Origin of the sequence: Gimesia chilikensis, assembly GCF_008329715.1 — a bacterium.
GTDB classification, from domain to species: domain Bacteria; phylum Planctomycetota; class Planctomycetia; order Planctomycetales; family Planctomycetaceae; genus Gimesia; species Gimesia chilikensis.
The window spans coordinates 190,738-207,406 of sequence record NZ_VTSR01000020.1; the positions used below are offsets into that span (position 1 = coordinate 190,738).

At 50.7% G+C, this 16,669-nt stretch carries 11 protein-coding genes; 5 read left to right on the plus strand and 6 right to left on the minus strand.

Translation table 11 applies throughout. The annotated features are described in order from the left end of the window. Window positions 1-88: 88 nt before the first annotated feature. Window positions 89-406, minus strand: coding sequence for a DUF4198 domain-containing protein (locus tag FYZ48_RS22905; protein ID WP_149344698.1), 318 nt, complete (start codon window positions 404-406; stop codon window positions 89-91). Window positions 407-592: 186 nt separating this feature from the next. Continuing rightward, window positions 593-1,528 carry a DUF1559 domain-containing protein gene (locus FYZ48_RS22910; protein ID WP_149344700.1) on the minus strand — a complete coding sequence of 312 codons (936 nt, stop codon included), beginning with the start codon at window positions 1,526-1,528 and terminating at the stop codon, window positions 593-595. A 281-nt stretch (window positions 1,529-1,809) separates the two neighbouring features. Here FYZ48_RS22910 and FYZ48_RS22915 point away from each other — a divergent pair, with 281 nt between their 5' ends. Then, window positions 1,810-3,030 carry a tetratricopeptide repeat protein gene (locus FYZ48_RS22915; protein WP_149344702.1) on the plus strand — a complete coding sequence of 407 codons (1,221 nt, stop codon included), beginning with the start codon at window positions 1,810-1,812 and terminating at the stop codon, window positions 3,028-3,030. Between the two features lie 29 nt (window positions 3,031-3,059). Further along, entirely contained in the window at window positions 3,060-4,814 is a 1,755-nt protein-coding gene (locus FYZ48_RS22920; protein ID WP_187782169.1) for a CRTAC1 family protein, read from the plus strand. A gap of 123 nt (window positions 4,815-4,937) precedes the next feature. On the opposite strand, the gene FYZ48_RS22925 is transcribed toward FYZ48_RS22920, so the two are convergent. Continuing rightward, window positions 4,938-5,393 (minus strand): carboxypeptidase regulatory-like domain-containing protein, encoded by a 456-nt coding sequence (locus FYZ48_RS22925; protein ID WP_145441580.1) that lies wholly within the window; start codon window positions 5,391-5,393, stop codon window positions 4,938-4,940. Window positions 5,394-5,464: 71 nt separating this feature from the next. After that, window positions 5,465-6,433: a DUF1559 domain-containing protein gene (locus FYZ48_RS22930; protein ID WP_149344707.1), complete on the minus strand. Its 969-nt coding sequence runs from the start codon at window positions 6,431-6,433 to the stop codon at window positions 5,465-5,467. Window positions 6,434-6,796: 363 nt separating this feature from the next. On the opposite strand from FYZ48_RS22930, the gene FYZ48_RS22935 reads away from it, so the two are divergent. The 3 genes from FYZ48_RS22935 (at window position 6,797) to FYZ48_RS22945 (ending at window position 13,360) form a co-directional block, all read left to right on the plus strand. Beyond that, on the plus strand, window positions 6,797-9,469 hold the full coding sequence (locus FYZ48_RS22935; protein ID WP_149344709.1) for an FAD-dependent oxidoreductase: 2,673 nt from the start codon (window positions 6,797-6,799) through the stop codon (window positions 9,467-9,469). A 223-nt stretch (window positions 9,470-9,692) separates the two neighbouring features. Beyond that, entirely contained in the window at window positions 9,693-11,150 is a 1,458-nt protein-coding gene (locus FYZ48_RS22940; RefSeq protein WP_145042166.1) for a DUF1501 domain-containing protein, read from the plus strand. 212 nt (window positions 11,151-11,362) lie between these two features. Next, window positions 11,363-13,360, plus strand: coding sequence for a hypothetical protein (locus FYZ48_RS22945; RefSeq protein ID WP_149344711.1), 1,998 nt, complete (start codon window positions 11,363-11,365; stop codon window positions 13,358-13,360). Between the two features lie 11 nt (window positions 13,361-13,371). Here FYZ48_RS22945 and FYZ48_RS22950 read toward each other — a convergent pair whose 3' ends face one another. Both FYZ48_RS22950 and FYZ48_RS22955 read right to left on the minus strand, forming a co-directional pair. Further along, on the minus strand, window positions 13,372-14,619 hold the full coding sequence (locus FYZ48_RS22950) for a hypothetical protein (RefSeq protein ID WP_187782170.1): 1,248 nt from the start codon (window positions 14,617-14,619) through the stop codon (window positions 13,372-13,374). A gap of 144 nt (window positions 14,620-14,763) precedes the next feature. Next, window positions 14,764-16,563 carry an ArnT family glycosyltransferase gene (locus FYZ48_RS22955; RefSeq protein WP_149344713.1) on the minus strand — a complete coding sequence of 600 codons (1,800 nt, stop codon included), beginning with the start codon at window positions 16,561-16,563 and terminating at the stop codon, window positions 14,764-14,766. Between the last annotated feature and the right edge of the window lie 106 nt (window positions 16,564-16,669).

Here is a 16,669-nt window from a genome sequence, read left to right on the forward strand (position 1 = left end):
GTGCTTTCATAATTAAAAAACGCTGCTGTCGTGTTAGAACAGCAGCGAATTCAGACAAGAATCAACTAATTGAATGACAATGACCAAATTATTGAGCACTTTTTAAATCAAAATCGAAGGATTTATTTGCATCCGAGACATCTGCCTTCAGGGGAGTCTCCTCTCCCTGATATTCTTTCAGTTTAGGATTCGGACCACCATTCATCATCCTATCAACATTGACCTTATACTCACGTGGGGCATTAACAGCCACGGTGTATTTGCCCTGGCTGTCTGTCATTGTCATCGCTGTTCCTACGAGTGCGTCACCATCAGCAGGAAGAAATGATACTTGTGCGTCTGTCAGAGGTTTTCCATCCAGTTTGATCACCCCCGTGATCTCCACAGATTGACTCTCATCTACCATTTCCTGATTTCCACACCCACAGATGACAGAAATCATTATCAACAGAATGCCAGGACTTAGAGACTTTACATTTGCGCTTAACATATTAATCCTATTACATCACAATAATCAACAGGGAATAACTGCTACACACCAGACACATGCCAAGTGTGTAGCAATTGATTTAATTCGACTCAGACAGAATGATCAGGGGACCTCAACCACCTCACCACCACGGGGCGTGCATAATGCCTGCCACTGTCTCCCATCGATATTTTCACTGATGAAACGAACTGCACCGTCCATAAACCCACAGTGCACCCCACCTTCGTGATAGCTCCCTACAGTGCCCCAGTTATGGGTTGAACTGTAAGTTGCTTTCGGATTGTTGGGGGTGGAGTCAGTACGTGTTGAGAAACCAATATTTCCCCAGCCTACAGCGGCATCATACCAACTGCGTCCCATATTGTTTTTGTGTGATGTCGGCAGGATGTAATCCAGACCTTTGGCAAACTCAGAGAATGTGATCGTATTGCTGGTCCCATCAGTCACATTCTGCAATCGCATTTGTGAATCATAGACAGCTCCGGAGGCGTCATCGACAATTCCCCAACGCGAAGCAAAAATTCCATTCGTCGTTGAAGAGCCATGGCGTCCACATAAGCCCCAACCATGATTGGCACTGGCCGTCGGATAGTTATGCTGAGCGTAATTTGCATCGTCTACAACCAAGGCACTGGGGCAGATAAAGACAGTTACCTTCGTTCGCCGGACCTCATGATTGACTGCGTCCTGAGGATCGACATAAAAATTAATGTTGTTGTAAAGAGGCGTCTGGTCCAGATAAGGCAACAACATGGTGTGAATTGTGTGAGCGTAGTTCCCGTTATCTGTTTCACAACAACAGGATGTTGCGTTGTAATGATTCACACCGCGTGGAATAACTCCAGCAGTTGTATCAATGTAGTTGTGCAATGCCAGTCCAAGCTGCTTGAGATTATTCTTACATTGACTGCGACGGGCTGCTTCTCGTGCCTGTTGGACTGCAGGGAGTAACAGAGCGATCAGAATGGCAATGATGGCAATCACCACCAGCAATTCAATCAAAGTGAAACCACTCTTACGCTTAATGAAACGATACATGACGAGCTCCTGATAAAAAGAATCAAAAAAGAAATGACTCCGTCAGAGTATGAGAGCGCTAAGAATTAGCGTTTTTTAATTAAGAGTTCTTTAATATTTGAGATGTATCTAATATTTCATCCATTAAGATGGATTTATGCAACAAGAGTTTTGTAAATTTTATTAATTGTTAGAAAATATTTATTTCCCCTTATATACTGATCATAATCTACATACAGTGACCAGAAACGGACTATCATCGCACGCTGATTTCTGACCGTATAAATTGACTATCTCCTTCATTGATAATTAATCCAGTTCCAGCTTTATTTGCAGAAGAGCAACTCTTGCGGAAACGACTTACTATACTGATCGCTATCTTTTGCCTGTTCTTTTTGATCTGGATATTCTCCTCGAGAAGTTCACAGCCTGATCCAGCTCAGGCAGATGAAATTATTCAGACCGCAGAGCGTCTGCTTGCTGACCAACAGCGGCCGGAAGCCATAGATATGCTTCTGAATCTGCTGGTAGTCGCTCCAGATAATCAAAAAGCCACATTTCTACTGGGCCATTGTTACTATCAGCAGAAAAACTACGAGCAGGCAGCCAATCAGTTTGGAAGTATTTTACCTGAGTCTGAGTATTATCAGCCAGCCTTATTGAATTCTGCAAAAGCATGTCTGAAATCGGCCAGAATGGAGCAGGCAGAGCAAGCACTCAAACAGTTTCTGCACAACGCACCCGCATCCCCATCAGTAATCACTGAATTACAATGGCTTTATTTTAACCAGTTCAGAGTAAGAGAAGCGAAAAGGCTATTGAGTGAAGCATTGCCGCTCTCCGAAAATCCGTATCCTTTACTTTACCATTTATTACAAATCGAATATTTTCCTCCTATCGCCCAGGAATCAATCAGTCTGCTGAAACGCATCAACGATGCAGAACCGGGACAGGCTTCGATCGTACTTGCACTGGGCTACTGCTACTGGAAACTGGGCCAGACTGACCGGGCCCGCGAGTTGATCGAGCAGTCACTGGCTATCAATCCAAGACGACTGGAAACGATTCTCACAGCAGCTGACTTTTACCTGGAAACTGGTGATCTGGAAAAAAGTCAAAAGCTGCTACAACCAGAAAAAGACTATCCAACTGAACTCCAGCAGCAATTACAGCAGGACGACCGCTGGCACTTTCTGAAAAGTCGTCTCCACTTTCAAAACGATGACCTGCACCAGTCGCTGGAAGAAATACAGCTGGCACTCAAGCTTAATCCTTCTGAAATTAAATATCTGCAGCATCGCGGCAGTGTGTATCAAGCTTCCGGAGAATATGAGTCAGCTCAAAAACAGTTTCAACAGACTAAAAAAATGGCACGGAGCTATCAGGAGTTATACAAGTTTGTTGCCAGTGGAGCCCTGGACAAGCCTAGCAAAGAAGATTGCCAGCAGATCGCCGCCCATCTGGAGACGCTGGGCAAAACTCAACAAGCCTTGTTATGGAAAAAAATTGCTGCCTCGATATGAAACTGATTTTGTTCCCTATTGGAAGTGAAATGATTCGCAACACGGTTCTCCTGTTACTGACTCTCCTGACGATTCAAGGCTGCAACAGTCAGCCTTCAGGCAAAACAGAGAGTTCCCAGAACGTAGCTGCCCCGCCTGCCGCTAATGCTCCAGATCAACCTGCGGCTGTCTCAGTTCCGAGCCCGTTTCGCTTCACAGACATCACACCGGCCAGCGGCGTCGACTTTACTTATTATGGAAACCCAAGCCCTCAACATTACATGGTGGAGCAGAATGGAGGGGGTGTTGCCTGCTTTGACTATGATCAGGACGGGCAACTGGATCTGTTCTTTTCCAACGGTTCTCACTTTGATCAACCTGCAGACAAAGCAGGACAGACGAATCAACTGTATCGCGCAACGGGCCAGCCTGGGAAAACCCTGCAATACACGCCCGTAGCCCCCCATGCGGGTGTGAATACCAGTGGATTCGGTATGGGAGCAGCCTGCGGTGACTTTGACAACGATGGCTTTGTCGATCTTTATCTTTGTGCTTATGGGAAAAATACGTTCTGGCAGAATAACGGCGATGGCACTTTCACAGACATTACTGAGCAGACAGACACAGGAGATGCCAAACACTGGGGAACCAGTGCCGCCTTTGGTGACCTGGATGGTGACGGCGATCTCGATCTTTATGTCACAAATTACGTGGAGTACGCAGAGTCAGATCCTCCCTGCTACACCACTTTGAATGGCAGGCGGATCAAAATTTCCTGTGGTCCCATTGGTCGCACCGCAGAGCCAGACGTCCTGTTTCAGAACTCCGGAGATGGCAATTTTGTCGATCGATCCGCGGACGCAGGAATCACAAAACCGGAAGCCGGTAAAGGACTCGCCGTACAGATTGTTGATCTGGACGGTGATGGTCTGCTCGATATTTTTGTCGCCAACGATATGACCGACAATTTCTTTTTCCGAAATCAAGGCGACTTCAAATTTGAGGAAGAAGCGTTGGTCCAGGGAGTTGCCGTGGGGGATAACGGCATGCCGCAATCATCGATGGGCATTGCGTGTGCTGACTACAACCGAAACGGACGTTTCGACCTGTTTGTCACCAACTTCGAGAATTCCCCCAATGATTTTTACGAGCAGATTGATTCCGGTATTTTCCTGACCAGCAATACACGCCTGGGTCTGGATACGAATTCCCGTCCCAAGCTCGCATTTGGAACGATCGCCGCTGATTTCAATCTCGACCAGTGGCCCGATCTGTTCATTGCCAACGGCCACATCTGGGATCTGAATGATGGTCAGACCGAGCATGAGTACGAAATGACACAGCAGATATATCTGAATCAACAGGGGCGGCGATTTTTAGATGTCTCCCGGAAATCAGGCTCCTATTTTCAGGAACAGGTTCTGGGACGCGCTGTGGCTTCTGCGGACCTGGACAATGATGGAGATACAGATCTGGTATGCTTACCGGAGCTAAAACCAGCCACGCTCTTACAGAATGACAGCCCTCACACTGGCAACAGCGTACGCATCAAACTCATTGGAACCAACTCAGCAAGAGAACCTCTCGGGGTGACACTCAAAGCGACTGTCGATGGTGTCGAACAGATCTTCTGTGTGCCGGCAGGGGGCAGCTTTCAGTCCTCCAGCGACTCAAGGGTCATCATTCCCACGGGAGACGCCAAACAGATTAAACGCCTCACCGTCGTCTGGCCCGATGGGAAGTCGGAACACTGGAAACAGATACCAGTTGCGCCACAGGTCACGCTGATCCAGGGAATTCACTAAAAAGGTCCCTGCCTCAACAAAAAACGGCCCCGGTTCTATTTCCAGGGTGAAATAAAACCGAAGGCCGTTGAGTAATTAGAGCTCGTCTTTACTGCAGTCGAACAAAGTCGACTTCAGACGCTGCTACTTCAGATCAAAATTGAACTCGCCTCCTGCATCGCTCACCTGAGCAGTCAGTTTTGAGTCAAGAAAGCTGCTGTACTTGATCGGCAGTGATTCAACCGCACCAAGGTTCGCCGGGGGCTCAGAGCCATCAATCTTGATAGGAGAACCGTCTCCCTTCACGAAGTGATTGATAACCACTTTATAGCTGCCCGGAGGAGCTCCTTCGCCACCTCGGATCTGTTTCAGCTGGTACTTACCGGCTTCATCAGTAAAGCCAACGCATTCCACGCCCTTGGTCTCACCCTGCGGGACGAAAGTAACCGTTGCTGAGACCAGTGGTTTGCCCTTCATAGTCACTGCCCCAGTAACAGGCACAGTGTTCGGTAGCGGCTTTTCTTCAGCACCGCCACCACAGCCCGACAGCCCCACCAGGAGACCGCAAACTGCCAGACATAAGCTGATACGTTGTAACATCGTTTGGAGTTTCCTCTTAAAAACGTCTGAATTGAGAGGCCTGAAAATTCGATTTGAATTATCAGTCGACCTTACCATTCTCCGATGACATTGCCATCAGACATACGTGCCAGATTCTGGCGGGTAGTAGTGTCGATGTTCTCACTGATAAAGTGAACCGAACCATCTGCCAGCAGGAAGTGAGCACCACCAGTGTGCAAACTTCCGGAGTACGCCCAGCTACCCAGTTTTCCACGGGGCTGTTCTGGAGGTGAGGCAGACGAGTAATAGAAGCGGTTGATCGGGTAAGAAACCAGATTCAGACCGACCATTACGTGTCCACGGTATCCCCAGGCGTTGGTTCCGCCGTTGTAAACAGTACGGGTAGTTTCACCCATCATCAGGGTGTTACTCGTCCCGTCTTTGACGTCATCCATCCGGCACTTACTGTTGTCGCCGAACATGCAGCGGCTGGTTGGTGCAGTCAGAGTCCAGTTTTCGCAGGAGTTGTAAGGGGTAATGGTAATGAAATCATAGTTGGTCTTCGCGCCCCCGGTTCCGGTATTCGTAGCAGAAATACCATAGCTGCCGGTAGCGGAAGGAATGAAGTAAGATCCGTCATCGGAAGGGCACAGGAAGACTGTGACCAGTGTTTTGACCACAGCGGCATTTCCGTTAGTCACCGGGTCATCTCCTGCGGAAAGAGTGCCCGGACCAGTAGAAATACTGGAGTGTGTCGTAGCAGAACCGCTGGAGTTGTACATGTTGTATAAGGGAGCCTGATCTAAATAAGGCAGCAACATGGTCAGACCGCTGGCCATGAGCCGGGGAGTCGTGCAACGTCCGATATGCGCCGGAGGCAGAACCGAAAATGTTTCATGGTAGTTGTGGAGTGCCAGTCCAAGCTGCTTCAAGTTGTTTTTACACTGGGATCTTCTGGCTGCCTCACGGGCCTGCTGTACAGCAGGTAACAAAAGGGCAATCAGAATTGCGATAATGGCGATTACCACCAGCAATTCGATCAAGGTAAAACCCCGTTTTGGCCTTTGCATCTTAGACATTTAAAGAACTCCTGAAAAAATTTAAATCAGAACTGAAATGAACTCACCCCTGTCTTTGTCTGCCTACTGAACCTGCAGGGTATGCTGTTTTTTCAGGCTCAACTGGTTGATTGATCAAGGATTTGTTAACGACGCTTTACTCATGCAAAATCAGTGCCAGAGCATGCTGCTGACGAAAAGAACACTCAGATCGTGCGATCGTCAGGCGTATGGTCCGACTCGAGAAATGCTGCCAGAATCAGGAAGAGAGATGACAACTCAATGAATGGTGTCGTATGATGCAGCTAAACCGTTCTTTCAGGCTTTGTCATCTGCCAGGGAAAATCAAATCATTGTTAACAATTGAATAAGTAAACACAGCTCATGAAAAAGAAGATCGCGCTCCTCTGCTGGTTACTAAGTTTTTTTTCAGAAAATTTCCTGTTCGCTCAACAGGCCGAAGCGCAAACCGATTTATTGATTGTCGGTGGAACGGAATCAGGATGGGCGGCAGCCATCCAGGCGGCACGACTCGGGGTGGAATCGATTACCCTCGTGCTGGATGGAGACTGGCTTGGCGGACAGTACACAGAACAGGCGCTCGCCTGTGTCGACGAAAACAAAGGGCCGGGTAAAGTCGGCTGGGGCGTTGACTGGCATCCGATGAAACGCTCCTTCCACCGCAGTGGCCTGTTTAAGGAACTGATGGATCGGATCGAAGCTTTCAATACACAAAAATACGGATCGCCCATGCCGGGACGCCCGTTCCATGGACCCTCCACATTTCGCCCCGCCGAAGCCGAAGCCATCTTTCGTGAACTGCTCCAACCCTACATCCAGAGTGGCCAGATTCGACTGATTACCCGCCATTATCCCGTCAAAGCAGACATTGACCGGCGAGGAACTCATTCCCGGCTGACGGGCCTCTGGTTTGCACCAGTCGGGACAGAAACACCTGACCTGCACGTGAGGGCCAGGATGACGATTGACGCTTCTGACTGGGGAGAAGCAATCCAGGTTGCCGGTGCCGCATTCGAAATTGGAGCCGACCCGCAATCACGGTACGGAGAACCGAGTGCTCCCCTGGATCTGAAGGATTACCCACCCAATGAAATGAATCCGATCACCTGGGCCATGATCTTAGAAGAATCGGACGGCGACACCCCAATTCCCAAGCCGGAACGCTACGATGATCGCTGTTTCGTAAGAACATCCAAACTGAGTTTCGCTGAAATGAAGTACTTGGAATGGGACCGCCCCCTTAAAAAAATGGGCTCTATCCCCCACTGGCCGCCCGCCGGACAGGCTTCCCCCCGCCAGCTCTCTGTCTTCACGGTCCGACGAATCGTGGACGGTTATACCAGCAAAGATCATAAAACCAGCATTCTCCTGAATTACATGCTGGGCCAGGACTACCCCCTCGAACGACTTCCACACCACGTCTGCGAAGCTCTGGAAGCAACCGAACCAGGGGCTTCCATGAAGAACATTGTGTTGATGAACCGTCGCCAGAGAGAGATTATTTTTGATGACGCGAAACGGCATTCGCTCTGCCTGCTGTATCATCTGCAGAATTTCGTGCACGATCGAGCTGACGACCAGACCAACAGTTTCCGGCACTTCCACTTGAGCGACGAGTTCGGTACACCCGACCAGTTGCCCCCCAAACCTTATATTCGCGAATCACTGCGTCTGAAAGCCATGTACATGATGCGTGAGCAGGATGGCCGTAATATGGACGGCCCGACCAAGAAATTCGCTCGCGAACGGTTCTCCCGTGTCATGTATCCTGATGGACTGTTCGCCTGGCAGTTCCATTACGACTTCCACCGTACCGGACGTACCTACTTGAAATCCGAGGGTAACCGCGGCCCTTGGATCGACTATGAGAAACCGGGCCGGAACACGAGCCTGGTCAGCGATCGCAGCCTGTTTCCCCTGCGGAGTCTAGTTCCTGTGGAAATGGAAGGCTTGCTCGGCGCACAGAAAAATGTTGGCTACAGCAGTATCGTGAGTGCCGCGATTCGTTTGCACGACCAGTGCATCGCCATTGGTCAGGCAGCAGGTGCGACTGCTGCTGTCTCTTTGAAAGAGCAGGTCCAGCCACGCGAAATCCCCTACAATCGCCAACAGCTGGAACAGGTGCGGCATGCACTTTGTGGGGAATCAGAGACCGGTCTGGCAGTTTTAATCTGGCCGTTCCGCGATCTGGCTCCGGCACATCCGGCTTTTGTGGCCGTCAATCGACTCGCTGCCCGCGGGGCTCTCCCGCTCAAGGTCCGTGAAGTCGACTTCCGACCAGACCAACCCGCAACTCCCGAGTGGCGCACGGCCACGCTCGAGCTCACAATGAAAGCACTGCAGGACCCCGACCTGGTTCTGTCTCTTCCAGACAACCTTTCGCGAGGAGAATTCTGCCAAAAACTCTGGTCTGCCATTCAAGGAGTTCCCATCCGTCCCTATCAACGGCTTACACCAGACGACGCCGATGGGGACGGTATCGCGGATGCCGATGATCCCTCCCTTTTCACTCCGGGCGAACCACTGCAATGGATGCCTGAAAAACTGACCGCCGACCAGGATGGCCAGCCGGAAAAAAACATTTCAAACCGGGCTCGTAAATTTAACTTCGCTGGCAGCAAGACTCCTGCCATCTCCGGATTTGAAGCCGATCATGGGTTGCCTTTCAAGGAGTCCCGGGGTTTTGGTTGGCAACAGGATCTGAGCAGGAATGTGCGCGAACGAAAGCAGGTTCCGGAAGCCTATCGAGACACCTTCATTTTCACGCGAAGTCATGCCACCTGGGAATGCGTACTTCCTCGAGGCAGTTATCGAGTTACTGTTTGTGTCGGAGATGCCGGCCACGAACAGGTCGGGCAATGGGTGACAGTAGAAGGCAACACGCTGATCGAGGACCAGGCCACAGTCAGTGGCGCATTTCATGAGCAGAGCACAACTGTCGATGTTTCCGATGGCCGACTGACAATCGAAATCGGAAAGTCTGGCTCTACCACAAACACCTGCCTGAACTGGATTGTGCTCGAACCAGCCCCCTGAAAGACGCTTATCAGAAGAGCCACTCTGATCAGTTGCCAACCCATTCAGACAGAAATATCAGATTTTGAGAGCCATAATTTGTCCGAAATTGTCTGCTGCGACAGAGAATCGTATTGAACACATCAGAGACAGACGATATATTAAATAAGATTAAATATTTATGAAATTCTAACTGCAGGTTCGCTCGCGCTTCGCAACCCCGATATGGGAAGTGGAATTGATAATGAAGTTCAATCTACATTCGCGCACACATTCACAGCATGCATTTACCGCTTTTAACCCGCTGGTACCGGAAGGTCTGGTTGTTCAAAGTCGGCGGAATATGCTCAAAGCCTCGCTGGCAGGCCTGGCAGGTCTGACTGTACCGAACTTGTTGCGTGCTTCTGATTCTCTGCTCTCAGAAGGCAAATCTTCACTCCCTAAGAAGAGTATCATCCTGCTCTGGATGACGGGCGGGCCCAGCCACATTGATACTTGGGATCCCAAACCGGATCGTCCGATTCAGAACCGGGGACCGTTTGGTGTCACTCAAACCAATGTCCCAGGTATCACGATTACCGATCGGCTCCCTAAACAGGCAGCGATGATGGATCGCTTCACGCTGATCCGCTCCGTCGATCCCAAGATGAGCAGCCATCAACCCAACCAGGTCATGCAAACCGCCAATCTGCTGGCAACGCCTCGTACAAATCGCAAAGGGGACAAATACCCGGCGATGGCTTCCATCGTCGCCAAGCATCATGGCTCAAATCATCCCGGAATGCCCCCCTACGTCGCCTTCATGAAACACGATTCTCATATAGCATGGGGAGGCTATCTCGGCAAACAATATGATCCCTTTATCGCCAACGATGCCGCCGACCTGCCCGTATACGACATGGTGGGTAAAGACACCGGCGGAATGAGTGGCGGCAAAATGTTTCAGTTCGCTCCCGGCCTGTCCTTTGAGCGTATGAAAAGTCGACGCGATCTGATGCTGCAGTTCGACAACCTGCGCAGCGATATCGATCAGGCGGGATCCATGAACGCCATCGACAGTTACAGTCAACGTGCCTACAACATGGTCCTCGGAAAACGGGTGCAACAGGCATTTGATCTGTCGCAAGAGTCAGCCGAAACACGTGACCGTTATGGAAAACACCTGTGGTGCCAGCAGGCGTTGCTCGCACGACGGCTGGTGGAAGCCGGCAGTTCGTTCGTCACCCTCGACCTGAGCTATCACACCGCTTCCGGAACCTGGGATAACCACGGTGACAACATTCCTCCGTATGGGGGCATTAAGAACGGCCTGGGGCCACTGCTCCCCCTGTTCGACCATCTGTTAACCACCCTTGTTCTCGATCTCGAAGAGCGAGGCCGACTGGATGATACCCTGGTGATTGCCATGGGCGAGTTCGGGCGATCGCCCATGTCGGGAACTCAGGGCAGCACCGATGGGCGCAACCACTGGCCGGTCGTCATGTCCATGTGCATGGCAGGCGGAGGTCTGAATCATGGTCAGGTGATCGGAGCCAGCGAAAATGATGGCAGCAACATCAAGCATCGGCCCGTTCGTCCGGGCGATCTGGCAGCCACCATTTACCGCTACATGGGCGTCCCCCTGGATACGCACTATGTCGATGACAAAGGACGCCCGATCCCCGTGATCGAGAATGGTGCTCCGATTCACGAATTGTTCTGATTCGCGTGTTTCGGAGCTTACTTCGGTTTAACCGTGAGTCGCTGATTTTCTGAAAAACCGCCTGAACGGACATCAGTTCCCCGTTTGCATTTCGAGTGACATGCGATAATCTGCATGCTGCAGACAGAGTCCAGCCCCGCTGTGCTCCTGCTAAGTAACCTCACTTGAACAGACAATTCACACTGCGTTCTTTCAGAAACCGTTTTGTGCTCATGACCAATACAGCCCTCGCGACAGATCTTCCCACATCAGATCAAATCATTCACAACACCAGACTTCGCTGGTGTATCTATATTCTGCTCCTGACAGTCACAGCAGGCCAGAATCTGGCTGCAATCATGAACAGCGTTCCTCTGCAGAGTGCGAATGACCGTTCTCGCTGGTGCACCGTCTGGTCACTGGTCGAAGAAGGCACCTATCAGATCGATACGATTAACGATCGTTCCGGCTGGTCCAGTATCGACAAGGTCCGTCACCAGGATCATTTTTATTCATCCAAGCCGCCCCTGTTTCCTACGATGGTAGCGGGCCTGTATTGGCTGATCAAAACAGTCACCGGGCTGAACCTGAATCAGAATCTCTATGATGTAGCCCACCTGATTTTAATAATCGTGAATCTGATTCCGATGCTCATTGCGCTGGCACTTATCTGTCGCATGGTCGAAAAGTATGCCCAGACCGATTTCACACGTTTCTTTGTTGTCATCGCCTCCTGCTTCGCCACATTACTGACTCCGTTTCTGTTGACTTTGAACAATCATTCCATCGCCGCCAGTTGCGCTGTCTTTACGCTCTATCCCCTGATGAGAATCATCCTCGACGGAGACCAGAAGAAACGCTACTTTGCCCTTGCCGGTTTCTTTGCCATGTTTACCTGCTGCAATGAACTGCCGGCGGCCCTGTTTGGTCTGGTCACTTTCGGTCTGCTGTTCAAAGCGAATCCACGACTGACGCTGCTGGTATTTTCTCCCGCAGCCCTGATTCCACTGATCGGTTTTTTCGTCACCAACTTCGCAGCTACCGGCGGCTGGAAGCCCTTCTATATGTATTACGGAACCGAGAAATATCTCTACGAACATAAAGGCATCCCCAGCTACTGGAACAACCCACAGGGTCTGGACCAGAATCTCGATTCCCCGCTGGTCTATTTCTTTCATTGCACGCTGGGACATCATGGAATCTTTTCGCTGTCGCCCATTTACCTCTTAACACTCTTCTCATGGGTGCGCATCAGACAGGCTGCCCAACATAGCCTGCGTCCCCTGCTCTGGATCAGTCTTGGTTTGACGGTCATCGTTTTTGGTTTCTATATGACTCGAACCGGCAACTACAACTATGGTGGAAACAGTGCCGCTCTTCGCTGGATGCTCTGGCTCACTCCCTTCTGGTTGATCAGCATGATCCCACTACTCGATCAGTTGGCGAACAGACGCTGGTTACAGTGTGTGGGTGTCCTTTGTCTGCTGCTTTCGGTCTTCTCCGCACATCATCCGCTGCATAACCCCTGGCGCGCCCCCTGGATTTTCTCCTGGTTCAAAGAGTCTGGCTGGATTCAATATGAACAGCGTCCCACACCATTCAAACGCCCCCATTCCAGTTGGCTGGCATCGATTCCGGAATCAACTCCGGATGTACCGGAACCGTTTGTCGAATTCACCGGCCCCGCCAACGACGGACGATTAATCCGTTTCAGAATCAGCGTCGTTAAGTCCGAAGAACAACAGAGCAAAGCACCGAACCTGCGCACAATTCAGGTTACTCGTCATCTAGGAAGCGACCTGGTTCAGTCCAGTCGCTACACCATCGATGTCGCTGAGTTTAATGCTGGAAAATGGCCGGAAGAATTTCTCCAATGGCCCAATGAAAATGTCTCGGACGCAGAGAAGTATGCCGCCTATCGTTTCTTCTATGGCATGCCACGTCGTCGGGCATATAACCCCGGCAAGATCAGACACGTGTTTACACCACTCCGCGAAGACGCCTATCGCTGTCAACTGGCAGCGTCGCAAGTCGCGGTTACCATCGCCGCTGATACGCAAGCAGAAAAAAAACTGCGCTACCGCACGGATCTCTGGCTGACTGACCAGATTCCATTTGGAGTCGCGCAGTTCGAAACTTCGGTCTATGATAGCTCCAAAGGACAGTTGCTCAGCCGCCAGACACTGATCGTCACCAGTGCCAGCGGACAGTCAGCAGAATCTACCGAGTAAGTTCAATCAACCTACTTTTTCGGTGCTCCGGGACCAGTAATCGGCTGCACCCAGGCACGCTCCACCTCTCCCACCTCTGATGGATTGGGATGCAGCTTTGACGAATGCACAACTGCCCGCACATAAATCTCATTTCCATCAAAATCATAGCTGGCGGAAGTCCCCTTCACCGATTTCAACGATTCACCAATCTTCTTGCTGTAGCGTTTGGTGGCATGCATTTCCTGGCCCTTGCTGTCCAGCACGGGAATCCCTCGTTTAGGATAGCCTTCCCGCGTCCCGATGAATTCGATCGTGTATTCGACACCCTCCTCGGGATCCACTTCCACCTGCATTCCTTTGCCAGAATGCCGGACTGATTTCAATTTCACGCCGGAAGATGCATAGAACTTCCCGGCCTCCAGTGCCTTCACCAGAGCTTCCGGCTCCAGAGTTTCGGAAAGTACGACGACCCAACCCCGCCCCGGTTCACTGGCGCGACTGGGAATCTTGTGATAGTTATGTCCGTCATCGGTCCCCAGACCGTACATCATGGGCAGGTCCAGTTCAGCCAGCCGCTTCGTGAGAATAATATCCCAGATTCGCTCAGTGCTGGCATGAGATTCATCCCCTGAGTCATTCACACCGGGATGACCGTTATAGACTTCAAAGAAATTGTCGCCGATCACCTTCATCAGTTCTTCTGCGGTGACCCCATAATGAAAATTAGGATGGTTCAGGTGAATCATCATCGTCTTCCCCGAACGCTCCCGCTGGGCCAGTAGTGCGTTGGTATTGTTCTGCATCACCTCATACACACTCTGTCCTCCGCGTGGCGTTAACAGGGAATGCACATTGGTCGCATTCATATGCACGGGCATGTTCTTGTAACGGTCCGTTACCTCTTCGCTCAAAATCAGCAGGAATTTCCCGGGCTCTCCCAGTTTTTCCGATACCTCTTCGAAAGTCCGCATCCGAACTTCGATCTGCCCTTCTTTATTTTTCCGCTCTTCAATCCAGTCGGGAAAACGTTTCTTCAATTCTTCGTACGCGTGCAGTTTGCCTTTGTTTTTTTCAGGAACGGTCCACCGTTCACTGGTTGAGAGCACGTTATGATCTGTGAATGACAGGAAGTCGTACCCATGTGACTTATACCAGTCAGCAATCATTTCCAGGTAATCATCGCCATCGCTCCATAATGAATGCGTATGTAGATTACCTTTGTACCATTTCTGCTGCTCAGTCTCTTCCAGCACGACCGGGTCAGCTGCGAGAGTCATCGAGCTCAATCCGGTCAGGCACAGCGTAATTAAAGAAAAGCAAACCACGGCCTGCCGGGCTCGTGAAGAATAAGCGAAAAGATTCAGAAGTTTCATGTAGCTGACTCCAAAGCAAAAAATCACGAAATGATTGAGATAACTAATTCAGAAACCAGGTGGTGCTTTACTGACGAGATCCGCCTGCAATTCCTGATTTTTGTAAACATCGGGCTGTGCAACAGGCTTTAAGACAAAATCCGCGTTCAGGATATTACGTAACGCAACAGGAGATGCCCCCCAGCGAATTATCACCTGCTTCTCACCAGGTTCATCCGCATGAGTGCGATCAGGAATCTGAAGATCCTGGGGCAACACCGCCCCCTGTATCTGCTTGAGTTCGATATCACCCCACAGATAGAACACCAGAAATTTCAGTTCCAGAGGCACCTGGTCACTCTTGCTGACCAGAAAACAGTCTCCCACATTTTCAGTCAATCGCAGTTGATTCTCAAACTGCAGCAGCCGTTCGCCAGCCGGGTGAGGTTTAGGAATGGAAAAGACACCATAGACCACATGCAAAACAGACAAAGCCAGCACCAGCGCGACTTCGACAATCCTGTGGGCATGCTCTTTCTTAAATCGATGACTGTACCAGAGCACCATCACCAGTGATAAACCCAGAATGATCAACTGCCTCAGAAAACGCGAGCTGATCAATGGACTGAGCGTATCCGTATTAGAAGCATTGATGAAAATCACCGCCAAGACTCCGAGGGTAAATACCGCCAGCACAGTCGGATAGCCTACTCGTCGTAGAGCGATCTGCTGGAATTCCCAGGCAACGACCGCCATCATGGGAATGATGAAGAACAGCTTCCACATGGCCCGGGTACTGGTATTCATCTGCGGCAGGTATTGCACGCCCCACCAGAATAAGGCACCACACAATGCCCAGATGACGACCAGACGCAACCAGGCGATCTCCTGCAGATTTCCTCCCTGCGGATTCAATACTCGTTTGATACCGTGAAACAGGCCGAAGATGGCAAACCCCAACAGGAAGCCCATGGAAGAAATGACGTCCCTGGCCAGGTATGATGGATAAAATTCCGCCTTCCAGTAAAAGCTGATCGTGGGCTGACCGGTGCCTGCGAACCAGTTGGACCAGAAGCCTTCAATCTGAGAAGCTGCCATCAGTTCCCACCAGCCCCCGACGGCAAAACCCGTGAAGGCCAGAACCAGAAGTGATTTCCAGACTCTCAATACCTGCTTCACCCCTGGCAGCTTCTGTTGATCTGCCAGGGAACGACCGCGGGGCAGATACAGGGGGTTGATAATAAACACCCCGAGCATTAGTAACACTCCCAGTGCCAGAACTCCTCCCGACAACAGACAGAGCCCCAACGATATCCCTCCGCACATGAGTTTGTACGAGACAACACCCGATTCAGACTGCAAATGTGTAATGAAGCCCCAGATCGTCAGCAGGGCAAACAGAATGGGGAACGCAGGCGCTTCTATCAGTTGAATCTGCTTGAGCACCACCGGATGGAATGCAAGTAAGAAGCAATAGACCAGCGCATACCGCGGATTACAGACTTTACGAGTCAGTCGATATGCGACATACAACATCGCTGCTGTCGAGAAGTAGGAAAACAGAACCAGCGATGAAGACCAGTGCCCGATGATCGACAACAAACCGGAGAAGATCCAGCCGACCAGGGGGGGCTGAGATATCAGTGCATTGCCACTGTCGCCCAGCAGATGCGTCTTCCCAAGGCACTGTAATCCGAACCAGGCAGAGAGTTCATCAATCCGGTAGGAATGAAAGGCCAGTAACCCCGGTCCCAGCGCCAGCAACGCCACCAGGGGCGACATTACGGAAGCACGACGCATCACGGGAAATAAATCATGAGCAGGTTCTGCAGATCGCTGCAAAAGCTCCTGATCACTGATGATTACCAAAGTTGTTTCCTTCTCAGAATCTCGAACCTGACTTGGCAGGGCAACTGTGATTTCTAAACCCAAAGATCCCCTGACTGATTGATACTCCCTGATTGTACATTACAAC